The organism is Bacillus sp. M13(2017) (genome assembly GCF_002218325.1).
GTDB classification, from domain to species: Bacteria; Bacillota; Bacilli; order Bacillales; family Bacillaceae_G; genus Bacillus_A; species Bacillus_A thuringiensis_K.
This window is the reverse complement of record NZ_KZ268520.1, coordinates 24,941-43,227: the sequence shown is the minus strand read 5'-3', so window position 1 is coordinate 43,227 and position 18,287 is coordinate 24,941. Positions and strand designations below refer to the sequence as shown.

The window sequence follows — 18,287 nt, the reverse complement described above, 5'->3', positions numbered from 1 at the left end:
AATGAACGATATTTTAATCGTTGACGGTTACAACATTATCGGAGCTTGGGGAGATTTGAAGAAACTGCGGGATGTAGATTTACAATCATCAAGAGATGCGCTTATTGATAAGATGGCGGATTATCAAGGGTATACAGGCACAAAAGTGATGATAGTCTTTGATGCCTATACAGTCCATGGTATTGAAAAAAAGATGAAACAATCTCGTGTAGAAGTCATATTCACACGAAAGAATCAAACTGCAGACGAAAAGATAGAGCAACTTGCAATAGAGCTTAGAAATATAAATACACAAATATATGTTGCGACTTCTGATTATACAGAACAATGGGTTATATTTGGGCAAGGTGCCCTTCGAAAATCTGCGCGTGAATTAGAGTTGGAAGTACAAGCGATGGAACAACAAGTAAGAAGGCGTACAAAAGACACGAAAGAACAGCAGCCCGCCATGAGAAAGATATTTAGTAAAGATATTACAGAAAAATTAGAAAAATTAAGAAGAGGAGAGCGTTGAAGCATTGACGCTCTTTATCTTTTTACTGTATAATATTGCTAAATAAATAGCGGTCGGAGGGATCAAGGTGGAAGCAGGCTTCGTAAGTATAGGCGACGTTACATTTCGTGATTTAGAGGATGAGGCAATCGTTGAGTTAGTTCGAAAAGGTAATACTGACGCTCTAGAATATTTAATTCACAAGTATAAGAACTTTGTTCGTGCGAAATCAAGATCTTACTTTTTAGTGGGTGCCGATCGAGAAGACATTGTTCAAGAAGGTATGATAGGGTTGTTTAAAGCAATTCGTGATTATAAAGAGGACAAGCTGTCTTCATTCAAAGCATTTGCTGAACTATGTATCACTCGACAAATTATTACCGCTATTAAAACGGCAACAAGACAAAAACATATTCCTTTAAATTCGTATGTGTCTTTAGATAAGCCGATTTACGATGAGGAATCTGATCGAACGTTATTGGATGTTATTTCTGAAGCAAAGGTGACTGATCCTGAAGAGATGATCATTAGCCAGGAAGAATATACAGACATAGAATCAAAAATATCTGAATTATTAAGCGATTTAGAAAGGAAAGTGCTTTCTTTATATTTAGATGGTCGTTCTTATCAAGAGATTTCAGAACAGTTAAACAGGCATGTGAAATCTATTGATAACGCTTTACAACGAGTAAAGAGGAAATTGGAACGATATATGGAAATGAGAGAAAGTACAACTTTAAATTCATAAGAAGTAACAAGTGCTACAGGTGTAAAATAAATCACCTGTTTTCTTTTGTAGAGAGTACAAATGCATGTCATTGACATTGTCTTTTATTGTATGATACATTTTTAGGGACATAATGTTACAAGGTTGGTGTAACTAATGAGGAAAAAAGTTGTACTCTCATGTGAAGAGTGTAAAAATCGAAACTACTCTACTATGAAAGATACGAGCTCAATAGAGCGACTTGAAATAAAAAAGTTTTGTAAAACATGCAATCAGCATACAGTTCACAAGGAAACAAAATAAATAATTGAAATAATACACTGGAGGTCCCGCAGATGCGTTTAACGAACTTTTTCGGCGATGTAGGTCGCGAAATGAAAAAAGTAAGTTGGCCTAAAAAAGATGAATTACTCCGCTCAACAGCGACTGTTGTTGCTACAGTTGTGTTCTTTGCGATTTTCTTCGCAGTAGTTGATATGGGCATTTCTTCTTTAATTCGGTTAATTCTTGGTTAATTCTTGAATAAGAAGCACTTATCCATGATATAATGTTATTTATAAGAACTGTGTAAAAGCCCGGTGAACGGGTTTTTTCATTTGCGCAAAAAAATGTACGTCAGGGAGGGAAGGACGCTCGTCCTAAATGAATGGAAAAAAGTTGGTATGTTGTCCATACTTATTCTGGATATGAAAATAAAGTAAAAGCAAACCTAGAGAAACGTGTAGAATCAATGGGTATGCAAGATAAAATTTTCCGTGTTGTTGTCCCGGAAGAAGTAGAAGTAGAAATGAAAAACGGAAAAGAAAAATTAATGAAAAGAAAAGTGTTCCCAGGTTATGTATTAGTAGAATTAATCATGACTGATGACTCTTGGTATGTTGTACGTAACACGCCAGGTGTAACTGGGTTCGTTGGTTCTTCTGGTTCTGGATCTAAACCATCACCTCTATTAGAAGAGGAAGTTGTTACCATTATGAAACATATGGGCATGGATAACGAAGTGGTTGATTTCGACTTTGAACTTCATGAGACAGTACGTGTAAATGAGGGGCCATTCGCAGATTATACAGGTGCTATTGAAGAAATTGATGTGGAGAAGAAAAAGGTTAGCGTACTTGTGGACATGTTTGGTCGCGAGACTCCAGTTGAACTTGACTTCCATCAAATTGAAAAATTATAAAATGAAACTTGAAATGAATTGTAAAAAGTGATAATATCTTTTAAGTCAGTACGTCTTCGTTATCGGAGACGTTTTTTGAAAGATTTTATCCTTACAGATAAAATATGACGTGGGAGGGCAAATCACTGTCCAATTGACCACATCACGGACTTAAGGAGGTGTGTCTCGTGGCTAAAAAGGTAATTAAAATGGTAAAGCTTCAAATTCCTGCAGGTAAAGCTAACCCAGCTCCACCAGTTGGTCCAGCATTAGGACAAGCAGGTGTTAACATCATGGGCTTCTGTAAAGAGTTTAACGCTCGTACAGCAGATCAAGCTGGTCTTATCATCCCTGTTGAAATTACGGTATTTGAGGACCGTTCATTCACTTTCATTACTAAAACTCCTCCTGCTGCTGTTCTTCTTAAGAAAGTAGCTGGTATTGAGTCTGGTTCTGGTGAACCAAACCGTAATAAAGTGGCAACTGTTAAGCGTGATAAAGTACGCGAAATCGCTGAAACTAAAATGCCTGACCTAAACGCTGCTAGCGTAGAAGCTGCAATGCGTATGGTTGAAGGTACTGCACGCAGTATGGGCATCGTTATCGAAGACTAATTCGATTTGTTTTTAAAAAAGGTTGCGGGTCTGGAATTCCAATTCGCAACCTTTATTATCGTAAATGATTATCGTTTTTAAATAAATGGATGGCGCTCATCCTCAGGTTATACCTGAAAACAGGCGTAAACGTGGGAGGTTATTCCGCTAAAACCACATTCGAGGAGGAAATAAAAATGGCTAAAAGAGGTAAAAAGTACGTAGAAGCTGCAAAGCTTGTTGATCGTGCAGCTGCTTACTCTGCAACAGAAGCAGTAGAATTAGTAAAGAAAACAAACACAGCTAAATTTGATGCAACTGTAGAAGCTGCATTCCGTTTAGGTGTTGACCCTAAGAAAGCTGACCAACAAATCCGTGGTGCAGTTGTTCTTCCACATGGTACTGGTAAAGTACAACGTGTATTAGTATTTGCTAAAGGTGAAAAAGCTAAAGAAGCTGAAGCTGCTGGAGCTGACTTCGTAGGCGATACTGATTACATCGGTAAAATCCAACAAGGTTGGTTCGATTTCGATGTAGTAGTAGCAACTCCTGATATGATGGGTGAAGTTGGTAAACTTGGTCGCGTATTAGGACCTAAAGGTTTAATGCCAAACCCTAAAACTGGAACAGTTACTTTCGATGTAACTAAAGCTGTTAACGAAATCAAAGCTGGTAAAGTTGAATACCGCGTTGATAAAGCTGGTAACATCCACGTTCCAATCGGTAAAGTATCTTTCGAAGATGCTAAATTAGTAGAAAACTTCAAAACAATTGCTGACACTTTACAAAAAGTTAAGCCAGCTGCTGCAAAAGGTACTTACATGAAGAACGTAACAGTTGCTTCTACAATGGGACCTGGCGTACGTGTAGACGTTTCTACATTAGCGTAAATTTTGGAAGTTGACTTCATAAAGAAGTTTTAATATAATCATTTATGTTGTGAATTTAATTAGTGTACCGTAGACAGTAGGTGTCAATAGACTTAATTTCCTACCTAGGTGTTAATATACGAAGCGGAATCTTTTTTCTGTGACTATATGCCTCCATGTCTACAAGTTGGGCATGGAGGTTTTTAGTGCACTTTCGGTACATCTTCTATATAATCTACAGGAGGTGTAATAACATGAGCAAAGTAATCGAAACTAAACAACAAGTTGTAACTGAAATCGCGGACAAACTTCGCGCTAGTAAATCTACAATCGTTGTTGACTACCGTGGTTTAACAGTTTCTGAAGCAACAGAATTACGTAAGCAATTACGTGAAGCTGGCGTTGAGTTCAAAGTTTACAAAAACTCTCTAACTCGTCGTGCTGCAGAATCTGCTGAAATGGCTGAGTTAAATGAATTCTTAACAGGACCAAACGCAATCGCGTTCAGTAACGAGGATGTAGTTGCTCCTGCGAAAGTATTAAACGACTTCGCTAAAGATCATGAAGCTTTAGAAATTAAAGCGGGCGTAATCGAAGGTAAACTTGTAACACTTGATGAGGTTAAAGCAATCGCTACTCTTCCATCACGTGAAGGCTTACTTTCTATGCTTCTTAGCGTTCTTCAAGCTCCAATCCGTAACCTTGCACTTGCTACTAAAGCAGTTGCAGACCAAAAGGAAGAGCAAGGCGCTTAATTTTTTAAAAGATAATTACGTATTATCGATAAAACAATACAAACCTATTTAAGGGAGGATATTTACAATGACTAAAGAACAAATCATTGAAGCAGTTAAATCTATGACTGTATTAGAACTTAACGACTTAGTAAAAGCTATCGAGGAAGAATTCGGCGTAACTGCTGCTGCTCCTGTAGCTGTTGCTGGTGGCGCTGGAGAAGCTGCTGCTGAGAAAACTGAATTTGATGTGGAACTAACTAGCGCTGGTGCACAAAAAATCAAAGTTATCAAAGTTGTTCGTGAAATCACTGGTCTTGGCTTAAAAGAAGCTAAAGAATTAGTTGACAACACTCCAAAAGTAATCAAAGAAGCTGCTGCTAAAGAAGAAGCTGAAGAAATCAAAGCTAAACTTGAAGAAGTTGGCGCTGCTGTAGAAGTTAAGTAATTAACTTTTGATGCTTTAAAAAAAGCTCGCTCTCATGCGAGCTTTTTTTTTAACTGTAAAGAAAAGAGGTGGCCATATGGCAGACCATTATTTTTCTAACGACCCTTCTAGTAAAAGTGATCGCAAGCGATGGGAGTTTGTCCTTCGTGGATCTCGATTTACTTTCTTATCTGACCATGGGGTGTTCTCGAAAAACGAAGTGGACTTTGGTTCCCGTCTTTTAATTGAAGCGTTTCAAATGCCAGATATTAAAGGTAATATATTAGACGTAGGTTGCGGATACGGTCCTATTGGTTTGTCGTTAGCGAAAGAGTTTCAAGGTCGTGAAGTTCACATGGTGGATGTGAATGAGAGGGCACTTGGGCTTGCGAAAGAAAACGCCGCTAATAACAAAATCGAGAATATACGTATTTTTCAAAGTAGCGTCTATGAAAATGTAGATGGTAAGTATGCTGCTATTCTATCTAACCCTCCGATTCGTGCGGGTAAAGATATCGTACATGAGATTTTAGAAAAAGCTGTGGAGTATTTAGTTCCAGGTGGAGAACTTTGGATTGTTATTCAAAAGAAACAAGGTGCACCGTCTGCGCTAAAAAAACTAGAAGAAGTATTTTCTGAAGTTGAGGTTGTAGAAAAGAAAAAAGGATATTATATCATAAAATCAAAAAAACGTTGACGGTTATTTTTGGCTATGTTAACATTATACAATGCCAATATATGATTTTCTGCGTTGAGAAAGATGTATATTTTTGTTTCTCTTGGAAAAGATAGTAAAATCAGCAGATTATGAAACAGAATGATGGTTTTCTTATAGAAGCCATTTTTCTTTTTTGAGCAGGTAGAAAGACTCAACGTATTTATCTTTAAGAGAAAGAGACTACGCTAATAGCAGTAGTTGTATTTATTTGTGATTTTGCACAAATTTTTTTGTGCATTTATAATACTCATGATTTGAGGGGTGAAGCAGTTGACAGGTCAACTAGTTCAATACGGACGCCACCGCCAACGAAGAAGTTATGCCCGTATTAGTGAAGTATTAGAGTTACCAAATCTTATCGAAATTCAAACCTCTTCTTATCAGTGGTTTCTTGATGAGGGTTTGCGAGAAATGTTCCAAGACATTTCTCCGATTGAAGACTTTACGGGAAATCTATCGCTTGAATTTATCGACTACAGCTTAGGTGAACCTAAATACTCTGTAGACGAATGCAAAGAGCGTGATGTGACGTATGCAGCACCACTTCGTGTAAAAGTGCGTCTAATCAACAAGGAAACTGGTGAAGTAAAAGAACAAGATGTGTTCATGGGAGATTTCCCACTCATGACAGAGACTGGAACATTCGTAATTAACGGTGCAGAACGTGTTATCGTTTCCCAGTTAGTTCGCTCTCCAAGCGTATACTATAGTGGCAAAGTGGATAAAAACGGAAAACGTGGTTTTACTGCTACTGTAATTCCAAACCGCGGAGCTTGGTTAGAGTATGAGACAGATGCTAAGGATGTTGTATATGTGCGTATTGACCGTACGCGTAAACTTCCTGTAACTGTTTTGTTACGCGCATTAGGGTTTGGCTCTGATCAAGAAATCACCGAGCTTTTAGGTGATAACGAATACTTAAGCAACACATTAGAAAAAGACAACACAGATAGCACAGAAAAAGCATTGCTTGAAATTTATGAGCGTCTACGTCCTGGTGAACCACCAACAGTAGAAAATGCTAAGAGCTTACTTGTGTCTCGTTTCTTCGATCCAAAGCGCTACGATTTAGCAAATGTAGGTCGCTATAAGATCAACAAGAAGTTACACATTAAAAACAGATTGTTTAATCAACGTTTAGCTGAAACATTAGTGGATCCAGAAACTGGTGAAATTTTAGCGGCAGAAGGAACAATCTTAGATCGTCGTACACTTGATCGCATTTTACCTTACTTAGAGAAAAACATTGGATTCAAAACAGCGAAACCAATGGGTGGAGTGGTAGAAGGCGATGTTGAGCTGCAATCTATTAAGATTTATGCTCCTGAGTCGGAAGGCGAACGCGTAATTAATGTAATTGGTAATGCAAACATTACTCGTGATGTGAAACACATCACACCAGGTGATATCCTTGCTTCTATCAGTTACTTCTTCAACCTACTATACAAAGTAGGGGATACAGATGATATTGACCATTTAGGAAACCGTCGTCTGCGTTCTGTTGGAGAACTATTACAAAATCAATTCCGTATCGGTCTTTCTCGTATGGAACGTGTTGTTCGTGAGAGAATGTCGATCCAAGATACAAATGCAATTACACCACAGGCACTAATTAATATTCGTCCTGTTATTGCATCTATTAAAGAGTTCTTCGGAAGTTCTCAGTTATCTCAGTTTATGGACCAAACAAACCCATTAGCAGAGTTAACTCACAAACGAAGACTATCTGCATTAGGACCTGGTGGTTTAACACGTGAGCGCGCAGGCTTTGAAGTGCGTGACGTTCATTACTCTCACTACGGTCGTATGTGTCCGATTGAAACACCAGAGGGACCAAACATCGGTTTGATTAACTCGTTATCTTCGTTCGCGAAAGTAAATGAGTTTGGTTTCATTGAAACACCATACCGTCGTGTTGACCCAGAAACTGGTCTTGTAACAGGGCATGTTGATTACTTAACAGCAGATGAAGAAGATAACTATGTTGTAGCCCAAGCGAATATGAAATTATCTGACGAAGGTGAATTCCTAAGTGAAGATATCGTAGCTCGTTTCCGTGGTGAAAACATTGTCACAAATAGAGAACGCATCGACTACATGGATGTATCTCCAAAACAAGTAGTGTCGGCAGCGACAGCTTGTATTCCGTTCTTAGAAAACGATGACTCTAACCGCGCACTTATGGGAGCGAACATGCAACGTCAGGCGGTTCCGTTAATGAATCCGGAATCTCCGATTGTAGGTACAGGTATGGAGTACGTATCAGCAAAAGACTCAGGTGCTGCAGTAATCTGTAAACATCCTGGTGTTGTTGAGCGCGTAGAAGCACGTGAAGTTTGGGTACGTCGCTATGTAGAAGTTGACGGTCAAACAGTAAAAGGCGACTTAGATCGCTATAAAATGCAAAAATTCATTCGTTCTAACCAAGGAACTTGTTACAACCAACGTCCAATCGTAAGTGTTGGAAATGAAGTTGTAAAAGGTGAAATCCTTGCGGATGGTCCTTCTATGGAATTAGGTGAACTAGCACTTGGACGTAACGTGCTTGTTGGCTTCATGACTTGGGACGGTTATAACTACGAGGATGCGATCATCATGAGTGAGCGCCTTGTAAAAGATGATGTGTACACTTCTATTCATATTGAAGAATATGAATCAGAAGCTCGTGATACGAAGCTTGGACCAGAAGAAATTACACGTGACATTCCAAACGTTGGGGAAGACGCATTACGTAACCTTGACGAGCGCGGTATCATTCGCGTTGGTGCTGAAGTAAAAGATGGAGATTTACTTGTTGGTAAAGTAACACCTAAAGGTGTAACAGAATTAACAGCTGAAGAACGTCTATTACATGCTATCTTTGGAGAAAAAGCGCGTGAAGTACGTGATACATCACTACGTGTACCACACGGTGGTGGCGGTATTATCTTAGACGTAAAAGTATTCAACCGTGAAGATGGCGATGAATTGCCACCAGGCGTGAATCAACTTGTACGTGCATATATCGTTCAAAAACGTAAAATTTCTGAAGGTGACAAGATGGCCGGACGTCACGGTAACAAAGGTGTTATTTCTCGTATTTTACCAGAAGAAGATATGCCTTACTTACCAGACGGTACGCCAATCGATATCATGTTAAACCCATTAGGGGTACCATCTCGTATGAATATCGGTCAGGTATTAGAGCTTCATCTTGGTATGGCAGCAAGATACCTTGGCATTCACATTGCAACACCAGTATTCGATGGTGCTCGTGAGGAAGATGTTTGGGGCACAATTGAAGAAGCTGGTATGGCAAATGACGCGAAAACAATCCTGTATGACGGACGTACTGGTGAACCATTCGATAACCGCGTATCTGTTGGTGTCATGTATATGATCAAACTTGCGCACATGGTTGACGATAAACTTCATGCTCGTTCTACTGGACCATACTCACTTGTAACGCAGCAACCTCTTGGAGGTAAAGCTCAGTTCGGTGGACAGCGTTTCGGTGAGATGGAGGTTTGGGCACTTGAAGCTTACGGTGCTGCTTATACTCTTCAAGAAATCTTAACAGTGAAGTCTGATGATGTTGTTGGACGTGTTAAGACTTATGAAGCAATTGTTAAAGGCGAAAATGTTCCAGAACCAGGCGTTCCTGAATCATTCAAAGTATTGATTAAAGAGCTGCAAAGTTTAGGTATGGACGTTAAAATGATGTCTAGCGACGATACAGAAATTGAAATGCGTGATACAGAAGATGACGATGATCATCAATCAGCAGATAAATTGAATGTCGAAGTTGAGACAACTAAGGAATAATTGGGATAACCTGTAGACTAAAAGGGAGGTAGGCCCCTTGATAGATGTAAATAACTTTGAATATATGAAGATTGGACTTGCTTCACCTGACAAGATTCGTTCTTGGTCATACGGTGAAGTTAAGAAACCAGAAACTATTAACTATCGTACGTTAAAGCCTGAAAAAGATGGCTTGTTCTGTGAGCGTATTTTCGGACCACAAAAGGACTGGGAATGTCATTGCGGAAAATACAAACGTGTACGTTATAAAGGTGTAGTTTGTGATCGATGTGGCGTTGAAGTAACGCGTGCAAAAGTACGTCGTGAACGCATGGGTCATATCGAATTAGCTGCTCCTGTATCTCATATTTGGTATTTCAAAGGTATCCCGAGCCGCATGGGACTTGTCTTAGACATGTCCCCTCGCGCGCTTGAAGAAGTAATTTATTTCGCTTCTTATGTTGTAACAGAAAGTGGAGATACACCACTTGATAAGAAGCAATTACTTTCTGAAAAAGAATACCGTGCATATCGTGATCGATATGGTAGCACATTCCAAGCTGCTATGGGTGCAGAAGCGATTAAAAAGCTACTACAAGACATCGATTTAGATAAAGAAGTAGACTTCTTAAAAGAAGAATTAAAAACAGCACAAGGACAACGCCGTACTCGTGCTATTAAACGTCTAGAAGTATTAGAAGCATTCCGTAACTCTGGAAATGAACCATCTTGGATGATCTTAGATGTTCTACCAGTAATCCCACCAGAACTACGCCCAATGGTACAGTTAGATGGTGGACGTTTTGCTACTTCTGACTTAAACGACTTATACCGTCGTGTAATTAACCGTAACAATCGTTTAAAACGTCTATTGGACTTAGGTGCACCAAGCATCATCGTTCAAAACGAAAAACGTATGTTACAAGAAGCTGTAGACGCATTAATCGATAATGGTCGTCGTGGCCGTCCAGTTACTGGACCAGGTAACCGTCCATTAAAATCACTATCTCACATGCTTAAAGGTAAACAAGGACGTTTCCGTCAAAACTTATTAGGTAAACGTGTTGACTACTCTGGTCGTTCTGTAATTGTTGTAGGACCGAACTTAAAGATGTATCAATGTGGATTACCAAAAGAAATGGCGCTTGAACTGTTCAAACCTTTCGTAATGAAAGAGTTAGTTGAAAAAGGATTAGCACATAACATTAAGAGTGCGAAACGTAAAATCGAGCGTGTACAACCTGAAGTTTGGGACGTTTTAGAGTCTGTGATTAAAGAACATCCAGTACTTCTAAACCGCGCACCAACACTTCACCGTCTTGGTATCCAGGCGTTTGAACCTACATTAGTAGAAGGTCGCGCAATCCGTCTTCACCCACTTGTATGTACTGCATACAACGCGGACTTTGACGGTGACCAAATGGCCGTTCACGTACCTTTATCATCAGAAGCTCAAGCTGAAGCTCGTCTTCTTATGTTAGCGGCACAAAACATCTTGAACCCGAAAGACGGTAAACCAGTTGTTACTCCATCTCAGGATATGGTATTAGGTAACTATTACTTAACACTTGAGCGTGAAGGTGCAATCGGTGAAGGTATGGTCTTCAAAGATGCAAACGAAGCATTACTTGCATATCAAAATGGATATGTTCATCTTCATACACGTGTTGCAGTAGCTGCAAGTGCAGTAAACAACGCAACATTTACTGAAGAGCAAAAGAGTATGCTTCTATTAACAACAGTTGGTAAATTAATATTTAACGAAATCTTACCAGAGTCGTTCCCTTATATTAATGAACCAACAAATTCAAACCTTGAAAAAGAAACACCAGCGAAATACTTCGTTGAAAAAGGTGCGAACATTAAAGAAATTATTGCTAGTCGCGAAGAAGTGGCGCCATTTAGCAAGAAAATCCTTGGTAACATCATTGCGGAAGTGTTCAAACGTTTCCAAATTACAGAAACGTCTCGCATGCTTGATCGTATGAAAAACTTAGGATTCAAGTACTCTACAAAAGCTGGTATTACAGTTGGGGTATCTGACATTCTTGTATTAGGCGAAAAAGATGAAATTCTCCACGAAGCACAAGCAAAAGTAGATAATGTAATTAAACAATTCCGTCGCGGTTTAATCACGGAAGAAGAACGTTACGATCGTGTTATCTCTATTTGGAGTAATGCAAAAGATGTTATCCAAGGAAAACTGATGAAATCCTTGAATAAACGCAACCCAATCTTCATGATGAGTGACTCAGGTGCCCGTGGTAACGCATCTAACTTTACTCAGCTTGCTGGTATGCGTGGTCTTATGGCCAATCCATCTGGTCGTATCATCGAACTTCCAATCAAATCGAGTTTCCGTGAAGGTTTAACAGTACTTGAGTACTTCATCTCTACGCATGGTGCGCGTAAAGGTCTTGCCGATACAGCACTTAAAACTGCCGATTCTGGTTACTTAACACGTCGTCTTGTTGACGTTGCACAAGATGTAATCGTTCGTGAAGATGATTGTGGAACAGATCGCGGTTTATTAATTGGTGCGATTAAAGAGGGTAATGAAGTTATCGAGTCATTATATGATCGTCTTGTTGGACGTTTTGCAAGAAAAACTGTAAAACATCCTGAAACAGGTGAAGTATTAGTTGCTGAAAATCAATTAATTACTGAAGATATCGCTCATATCGTTGAAAATTCGGGTGTTGAAACTGTAAACATTCGTTCAGCGTTTACGTGTAACACTCGCCACGGTGTATGTAAGAAGTGTTACGGTCGTAACTTAGCAACTGGAACAGACGTAGAAGTAGGAGAAGCGGTAGGTATTATCGCAGCTCAATCTATCGGTGAGCCAGGTACACAGTTAACGATGCGTACATTCCATACAGGTGGGGTTGCCGGAGATGATATCACTCAAGGTTTACCTCGTATCCAAGAGATCTTCGAAGCTCGTAATCCGAAAGGTCAGGCAGTTATCAGTGAAATCGACGGTGTTATCGCAGCGATCAACGACGTTAAAGATCGCCAAGAAGTAGTTGTACAGGGTGAAGTTGAAGCTCGTACGTATGCTATTCCTTACGGTGCTCGTCTGAAAGTAACTCCAGGACAGCCAATTAGCCACGGTAAAGAGTTAACAGAAGGTTCTATTGATCCGAAAGAATTACTAAAAGTAACGGACATTACGGCGGTTCAAGAATACTTATTACGTGAAGTTCAAAAAGTATACCGTATGCAAGGGGTAGAAATTGGTGACAAACACGTAGAAGTAATGGTACGTCAAATGTTACGTAAAGTTCGTGTAAGTGATGCAGGTGAAACAGATGTATTACCAGGAACATTACTAGATATCCATCAGTTTACTGATGCGAATGCTAAGGTCTTACTGCAAGGTAAGCAACCAGCAACAGCTAGACCTGTTCTGCTTGGTATTACAAAAGCTTCACTTGAAACAGATTCATTCTTATCTGCAGCATCGTTCCAAGAAACAACTCGTGTCTTAACTGATGCAGCAATTAAGGGTAAACGCGATGAACTTCTAGGATTAAAAGAAAATGTTATTATCGGTAAACTTGTTCCTGCTGGAACAGGTATGAATCGTTATCGCAAAGTGGATCTTGTAAAAACAACACAAGATGACATGAATGTAGAAAACGATGAGGTTTATGTGGAACAGTAAAATTTTCCGGCATAAATTTTGTATAAAAACAATTAATCTTAGTTGACATTGTATGAGTCAAAATGTTACTATAATCAAGGTTGCTCCTGAACGATGCTTTGGAGGATATTTATATGTCTTATCAAAAAGTATCAACTGCTGAAAATGTAGTCGTTGGTCATAAACGCACATTGGAAGCAATCAAAAATGGTACAGTTAAAGAAGTTGTCATCGCAGAGGATGCTGACATGCGGTTAACCCATGCTATCATTCGTATTGCAATGCAATATAACGTGCCCATAACAAAAGTTGAATCAGTTCGTAAGCTTGGTAAAGCTTCGGGGATTCAAGTGGGAGCTTCAGCAATAGGAATAATAAGTTAAAACTGTTTTTGTGAGGAGAGAGCATTTGCTCTTCCTTGCAAAAACTTTGTTTTCAACTAATAATGAACCACCTGGATATGTGGTCATACAAACATGCGAAGGGAGGATAATCAAATGCCTACTATTAACCAATTAGTGAGAAATGGTCGTACTGATAAAGTATGGAAATCTAAATCACCTGCGTTAAACAAAGGTTTTAACTCTTTAAAGAAAAAATCAACTGATATCTCTGCACCTCAAAAACGTGGTGTATGTACTCGTGTTGGTACAATGACTCCAAAGAAACCTAACTCAGCGTTACGTAAATACGCTCGTGTACGTTTAACAAACGGTATCGAGGTTACAGCTTACATCCCAGGTATCGGTCATAACCTACAAGAGCATAGCGTAGTATTAATTCGCGGTGGTCGTGTAAAGGATTTACCGGGGGTACGTTACCACATCGTTCGTGGTGCGCTTGACACAGCTGGTGTTGACAAACGTATGCAAGGACGTTCTAAATATGGTACTAAGAGACCAAAACCTGCTAAAAAATAATAACTTTAAAATGAAAGGAGGAACTCAATATGCCTCGTAAAGGACCTGTTGCGAAACGTGACGTGTTACCAGATCCAATGTACAATTCGAAGCTAGTAACACGCCTTATCAACAAAATGATGGTTGACGGTAAAAAAGGTAAATCTCAAACAATTCTTTATAATGCGTTCGATATCGTAAACGAACGTACTGGTAAAGAGCCAATGGAAGTATTCGAGCAAGCTCTTAAGAACATCATGCCTGTTCTTGAAGTACGTGCTCGTCGTGTTGGTGGTGCTAACTACCAAGTTCCAGTTGAGGTTCGTCCAGAACGCCGTACAACTTTAGGTCTTCGTTGGTTAGTAAACTACGCTCGTCTTCGTGGTGAAAAAACTATGGAAGAGCGTCTTGCTAACGAAATCTTAGATGCAGCTAACAACGCTGGTGCATCTGTTAAGAAACGTGAAGACACTCATAAAATGGCAGAAGCTAACAAAGCATTTGCTCATTACCGTTGGTAGGATTCAACGTAAAATAAATGTAAGCATAAACCGCTTTATTTGTCGCTTATGGAAGTGTGGAGAGGGAGAATGCCTCTCCCTTTCATCGGGCGCTCGTTTTACATAATGAGAGTACTGGACATACTGACATGTGTAACAATATAAAGTGGCTTTTTTGCTACTTAAAATAAAAAAATCCAATCCATATATGGAAGGAGCAAGACACCAAATGGCAAGAGAGTTCTCTTTAGAAAACACTCGTAATATTGGTATCATGGCTCACATCGATGCTGGTAAAACAACAGCAACTGAGCGTATTCTGTACTACACAGGACGTATTCATAAAATCGGTGAAACTCACGAAGGTGCATCTCAGATGGACTGGATGGAGCAAGAGCAAGAGCGTGGTATCACAATTACTTCTGCTGCAACTACAGCACAATGGAAAGGTCATCGTGTAAACATCATTGATACTCCAGGACACGTAGATTTCACAGTAGAAGTAGAACGTTCTTTACGCGTACTTGATGGTGCTGTAGCAGTACTTGATGCGCAATCTGGTGTAGAACCACAAACAGAAACTGTTTGGCGTCAGGCTACTACTTACGGCGTACCTCGTATCGTATTCGTTAACAAAATGGATAAGATCGGTGCAGATTTCTTATACTCTGTAGGAACAATCCACGATCGTTTACAAGCAAACGCACATCCAATTCAGTTACCAATCGGTGCTGAAGATGAGTTCAATGGTATCATTGACCTTGTTGAAGAGTGTGCTTACATGTACGGTAACGATTTAGGAACAGACATTCAACGTGTTGAAATTCCTGAAGAGCACAAAGAATTAGCTGAAGAATACCGTGGAAAACTTATTGAAGCGGTAGCTGAGCTTGATGAAGAAATGATGATGAAGTACCTAGAAGGTGAAGAAATCACTGTAGAAGAGCTTAAAGCTGGTATCCGTAAGGCTACAACTTCTGTAGAATTCTTCCCAGTAATCTGTGGTTCTGCATTCAAAAACAAAGGTGTTCAAATTCTGTTAGACGCAGTTATCGACTACCTTCCATCTCCACTAGATGTACCTGCTATTAAAGGTACTCTACCGGATACAGATGAAGAAGTAGAACGTAAGTCTAGCGATGAAGAACCATTCGCAGCTTTAGCATTCAAAATCATGACTGACCCTTATGTTGGTAAGTTAACGTTCTTCCGTGTGTACTCTGGTGTGTTAAACTCTGGATCATACGTGAAAAACTCAACTAAAGGTAAGCGTGAGCGTGTAGGTCGTATCCTACAAATGCACGCTAACAGCCGTGAAGAGATTTCAACAGTTTACGCTGGTGATATCGCTGCTGCTGTAGGTTTAAAAGATACTACTACTGGTGATACTCTTTGTGACGAGAAGAGCCTTGTTATCCTTGAGTCTATGGAATTCCCAGAGCCAGTTATCTCTGTAGCTATCGAACCAAAATCTAAAGCTGACCAAGATAAAATGGGTACAGCATTATCTAAGCTTTCTGAAGAAGATCCAACATTCCGTGCTCACACTGACCAAGAAACTGGCCAAACTATCATCGCTGGTATGGGTGAACTTCACCTTGATATCATCGTTGACCGTATGCGTCGTGAATTCAAAGTGGAAGCAAACGTTGGTGCTCCTCAGGTAGCATACCGTGAGACTTTCCGCGCTGCTGCGAAAGTTGAAGGGAAGTTCGCTCGTCAATCTGGTGGTCGTGGACAATTCGGTCACGTTTGGATTGAGTTTGAACCTAACGAAGAAGGTAAAGGATTCGAATTCGAAAACAAGATCGTCGGTGGTGTAGTTCCTCGTGAATACATCCCAGCTGTTGGAGCAGGTCTTGAAGATGCACTTAAAAATGGTGTACTAGCTGGTTATCCACTAGTTGACATTAAAGCTGCATTAGTTGACGGATCTTACCATGATGTCGATTCATCTGAGATGGCGTTCAAAATCGCTGCATCTATGGCACTTAAAGCTGCGGTTTCTAAATGTAGCCCAGTAATTCTTGAGCCAATGATGAAAGTTGAAGTTGTAATTCCTGAAGAGTACATGGGTGACATTATGGGTGACGTAACATCTCGTCGTGGACGTGTAGAAGGTATGGAAGCTCGCGGTAACGCACAAGTTGTTCGCGCTATGGTTCCACTTTCTGAAATGTTCGGTTATGCAACGTCATTACGTTCTAACACTCAAGGACGCGGAACATTCTCTATGGTGTTTGACCACTATGAAGAAGTACCAAAGTCTGTTTCTGAAGAAATTATCAAAAAAAATAAAGGTGAATAATTGATTTTTATCGATTGTTCAAGTATAACTACTTATGTAAGCTTAGAAAGTGGGACGTAAGTTTCACTTTCTAGTCTAAATATAAAATAACCTATATAAACTAAGGAGGAATTTAGAATGGCTAAAGCTAAATTCGAACGTTCTAAACCCCATGTTAACATCGGTACAATCGGCCACGTTGACCATGGTAAAACTACATTAACTGCTGCGATCACTACAGTTCTTGCAAAAGCTGGTGGTGCTGAAGCACGCGGATACGATCAAATCGATGCTGCTCCAGAAGAAAGAGAGCGCGGTATCACAATCTCAACTGCACACGTTGAGTACGAAACTGAAACTCGTCACTATGCACACGTTGACTGCCCAGGTCACGCTGACTATGTTAAAAACATGATCACTGGTGCTGCTCAAATGGACGGCGGTATCTTAGTAGTATCTGCTGCTGATGGCCCAATGCCTCAAACACGTGAGCACATCCTTCTTTCTCGTCAAGTAGGTGTTCCTTACATCGTTGTATTCTTAAACAAATGCGACATGGTAGATGACGAAGAATTATTAGAATTAGTAGAAATGGAAGTTCGCGACCTATTATCTGAATACGGATTCCCAGGCGACGACATTCCTGTAATCAAAGGTTCTGCTCTTAAAGCTCTTCAAGGAGAAGCTGATTGGGAAGCAAAAATCATTGAATTAATGGCTGAAGTTGATGCTTACATCCCAACTCCAGAACGTGAAACTGACAAACCATTCTTAATGCCTGTAGAGGACGTATTCTCTATCACAGGTCGTGGTACAGTTGCTACAGGTCGTGTTGAGCGCGGTATCGTTAAAGTTGGTGACGTAGTAGAAATCATCGGTCTTGCTGAAGAAAATGCTTCTACAACTGTAACTGGTGTAGAGATGTTCCGTAAACTTCTTGACCAAGCTCAAGCTGGAGACAACATCGGTGCTTTACTTCGTGGGGTTGCTCGTGAAGACATCCAACGTGGACAAGTACTTGCAAAAAGCGGTTCTGTAAAAGCTCACGCTAAATTCAAAGCTGAAGTTTTCGTATTATCTAAAGAAGAAGGTGGACGTCACACTCCATTCTTCGCTAACTACCGTCCTCAGTTCTACTTCCGTACAACTGACGTAACTGGTATCATCCAATTACCAGAAGGTACTGAAATGGTAATGCCTGGTGACAACATCGAAATGACTATCGAACTTATCGCTCCAATCGCTATCGAAGAGGGAACTAAATTCTCTATTCGTGAAGGTGGACGTACAGTAGGTTACGGTGTAGTTGCTACTATCGTTGAGTAATCTTAACTGATATAAAAAAACCTAAGGGATTTTCCCTTAGGTTTTTTGTTTGCGTTTATATAAGGGAGAAGAGAGTGTTTTTTTTGTTTTGACGAGTTTCTTCTATAGTATATAAAAACAACA

17 protein-coding genes and 1 other annotated feature are annotated in these 18,287 nt (G+C 39.9%); all 17 genes read left to right on the top strand.

Annotated elements, in window-relative coordinates; genetic code table 11:
* Position 1: 1 nt before the first annotated feature.
* The 17 genes from CGQ22_RS28725 (at position 2) to tuf (ending at position 18,164) form a co-directional block, all read left to right on the top strand.
* Complete coding sequence (locus CGQ22_RS28725) at positions 2–514, top strand: NYN domain-containing protein (protein ID WP_000997886.1); 513 nt, start codon at positions 2–4, stop codon at positions 512–514.
* Between the two features lie 67 nt (positions 515–581).
* Positions 582–1,241 (top strand): RNA polymerase factor sigma-70, encoded by a 660-nt coding sequence (locus tag CGQ22_RS28720; protein ID WP_000387193.1) that lies wholly within the window; start codon positions 582–584, stop codon positions 1,239–1,241.
* A gap of 135 nt (positions 1,242–1,376) precedes the next feature.
* Positions 1,377–1,523, top strand: coding sequence for a 50S ribosomal protein L33 (gene rpmG, locus CGQ22_RS28715; protein ID WP_014481927.1), 147 nt, complete (start codon positions 1,377–1,379; stop codon positions 1,521–1,523).
* Between the two features lie 32 nt (positions 1,524–1,555).
* Positions 1,556–1,735 (top strand): preprotein translocase subunit SecE, encoded by a 180-nt coding sequence (gene secE / locus CGQ22_RS28710; RefSeq protein WP_001241323.1) that lies wholly within the window; start codon positions 1,556–1,558, stop codon positions 1,733–1,735.
* A 131-nt stretch (positions 1,736–1,866) separates the two neighbouring features.
* Positions 1,867–2,400: a transcription termination/antitermination protein NusG gene (gene nusG / locus CGQ22_RS28705; RefSeq protein WP_000415794.1), complete on the top strand. Its 534-nt coding sequence runs from the start codon at positions 1,867–1,869 to the stop codon at positions 2,398–2,400.
* A 167-nt stretch (positions 2,401–2,567) separates the two neighbouring features.
* Positions 2,568–2,993, top strand: coding sequence for a 50S ribosomal protein L11 (gene rplK / locus CGQ22_RS28700; RefSeq protein ID WP_001085872.1), 426 nt, complete (start codon positions 2,568–2,570; stop codon positions 2,991–2,993).
* A 176-nt stretch (positions 2,994–3,169) separates the two neighbouring features.
* Positions 3,170–3,862: a 50S ribosomal protein L1 gene (gene rplA / locus CGQ22_RS28695; RefSeq protein WP_001987630.1), complete on the top strand. Its 693-nt coding sequence runs from the start codon at positions 3,170–3,172 to the stop codon at positions 3,860–3,862.
* 49 nt (positions 3,863–3,911) lie between these two features.
* Positions 3,912–4,056, top strand: a sequence feature (ribosomal protein L10 leader region).
* A gap of 39 nt (positions 4,057–4,095) precedes the next feature.
* Positions 4,096–4,596, top strand: a complete 501-nt coding sequence (gene rplJ / locus CGQ22_RS28690) for a 50S ribosomal protein L10 (RefSeq protein WP_000048716.1) — start codon at positions 4,096–4,098, stop codon at positions 4,594–4,596.
* Between the two features lie 67 nt (positions 4,597–4,663).
* Positions 4,664–5,023 (top strand): 50S ribosomal protein L7/L12, encoded by a 360-nt coding sequence (gene rplL / locus CGQ22_RS28685; protein ID WP_000159736.1) that lies wholly within the window; start codon positions 4,664–4,666, stop codon positions 5,021–5,023.
* A 76-nt stretch (positions 5,024–5,099) separates the two neighbouring features.
* Positions 5,100–5,699 (top strand): class I SAM-dependent methyltransferase, encoded by a 600-nt coding sequence (locus CGQ22_RS28680; RefSeq protein ID WP_000763289.1) that lies wholly within the window; start codon positions 5,100–5,102, stop codon positions 5,697–5,699.
* Positions 5,700–5,990: 291 nt separating this feature from the next.
* On the top strand, positions 5,991–9,524 hold the full coding sequence (gene rpoB, locus CGQ22_RS28675; protein ID WP_000147553.1) for a DNA-directed RNA polymerase subunit beta: 3,534 nt from the start codon (positions 5,991–5,993) through the stop codon (positions 9,522–9,524).
* 37 nt (positions 9,525–9,561) lie between these two features.
* Positions 9,562–13,173 (top strand): DNA-directed RNA polymerase subunit beta', encoded by a 3,612-nt coding sequence (gene rpoC, locus CGQ22_RS28670; RefSeq protein ID WP_000567939.1) that lies wholly within the window; start codon positions 9,562–9,564, stop codon positions 13,171–13,173.
* A 113-nt stretch (positions 13,174–13,286) separates the two neighbouring features.
* A complete protein-coding gene (locus CGQ22_RS28665) occupies positions 13,287–13,535 on the top strand; it encodes a 50S ribosomal protein L7ae-like protein (RefSeq protein WP_000121836.1) in 249 nt (82 codons plus the stop codon).
* Positions 13,536–13,649: 114 nt separating this feature from the next.
* The gene (rpsL, locus tag CGQ22_RS28660; RefSeq protein WP_001142341.1) at positions 13,650–14,072 is read left to right on the top strand and encodes a 30S ribosomal protein S12; all 423 of its coding nucleotides are present in this window, start codon (positions 13,650–13,652) and stop codon (positions 14,070–14,072) included.
* Positions 14,073–14,101: 29 nt separating this feature from the next.
* A complete protein-coding gene (gene rpsG / locus CGQ22_RS28655; protein WP_001137491.1) occupies positions 14,102–14,572 on the top strand; it encodes a 30S ribosomal protein S7 in 471 nt (156 codons plus the stop codon).
* A gap of 208 nt (positions 14,573–14,780) precedes the next feature.
* Positions 14,781–16,859, top strand: a complete 2,079-nt coding sequence (gene fusA / locus CGQ22_RS28650) for an elongation factor G (protein ID WP_000090370.1) — start codon at positions 14,781–14,783, stop codon at positions 16,857–16,859.
* A 117-nt stretch (positions 16,860–16,976) separates the two neighbouring features.
* A complete protein-coding gene (tuf, locus tag CGQ22_RS28645; protein ID WP_001029614.1) occupies positions 16,977–18,164 on the top strand; it encodes an elongation factor Tu in 1,188 nt (395 codons plus the stop codon).
* Positions 18,165–18,287: the final 123 nt, after the last annotated feature.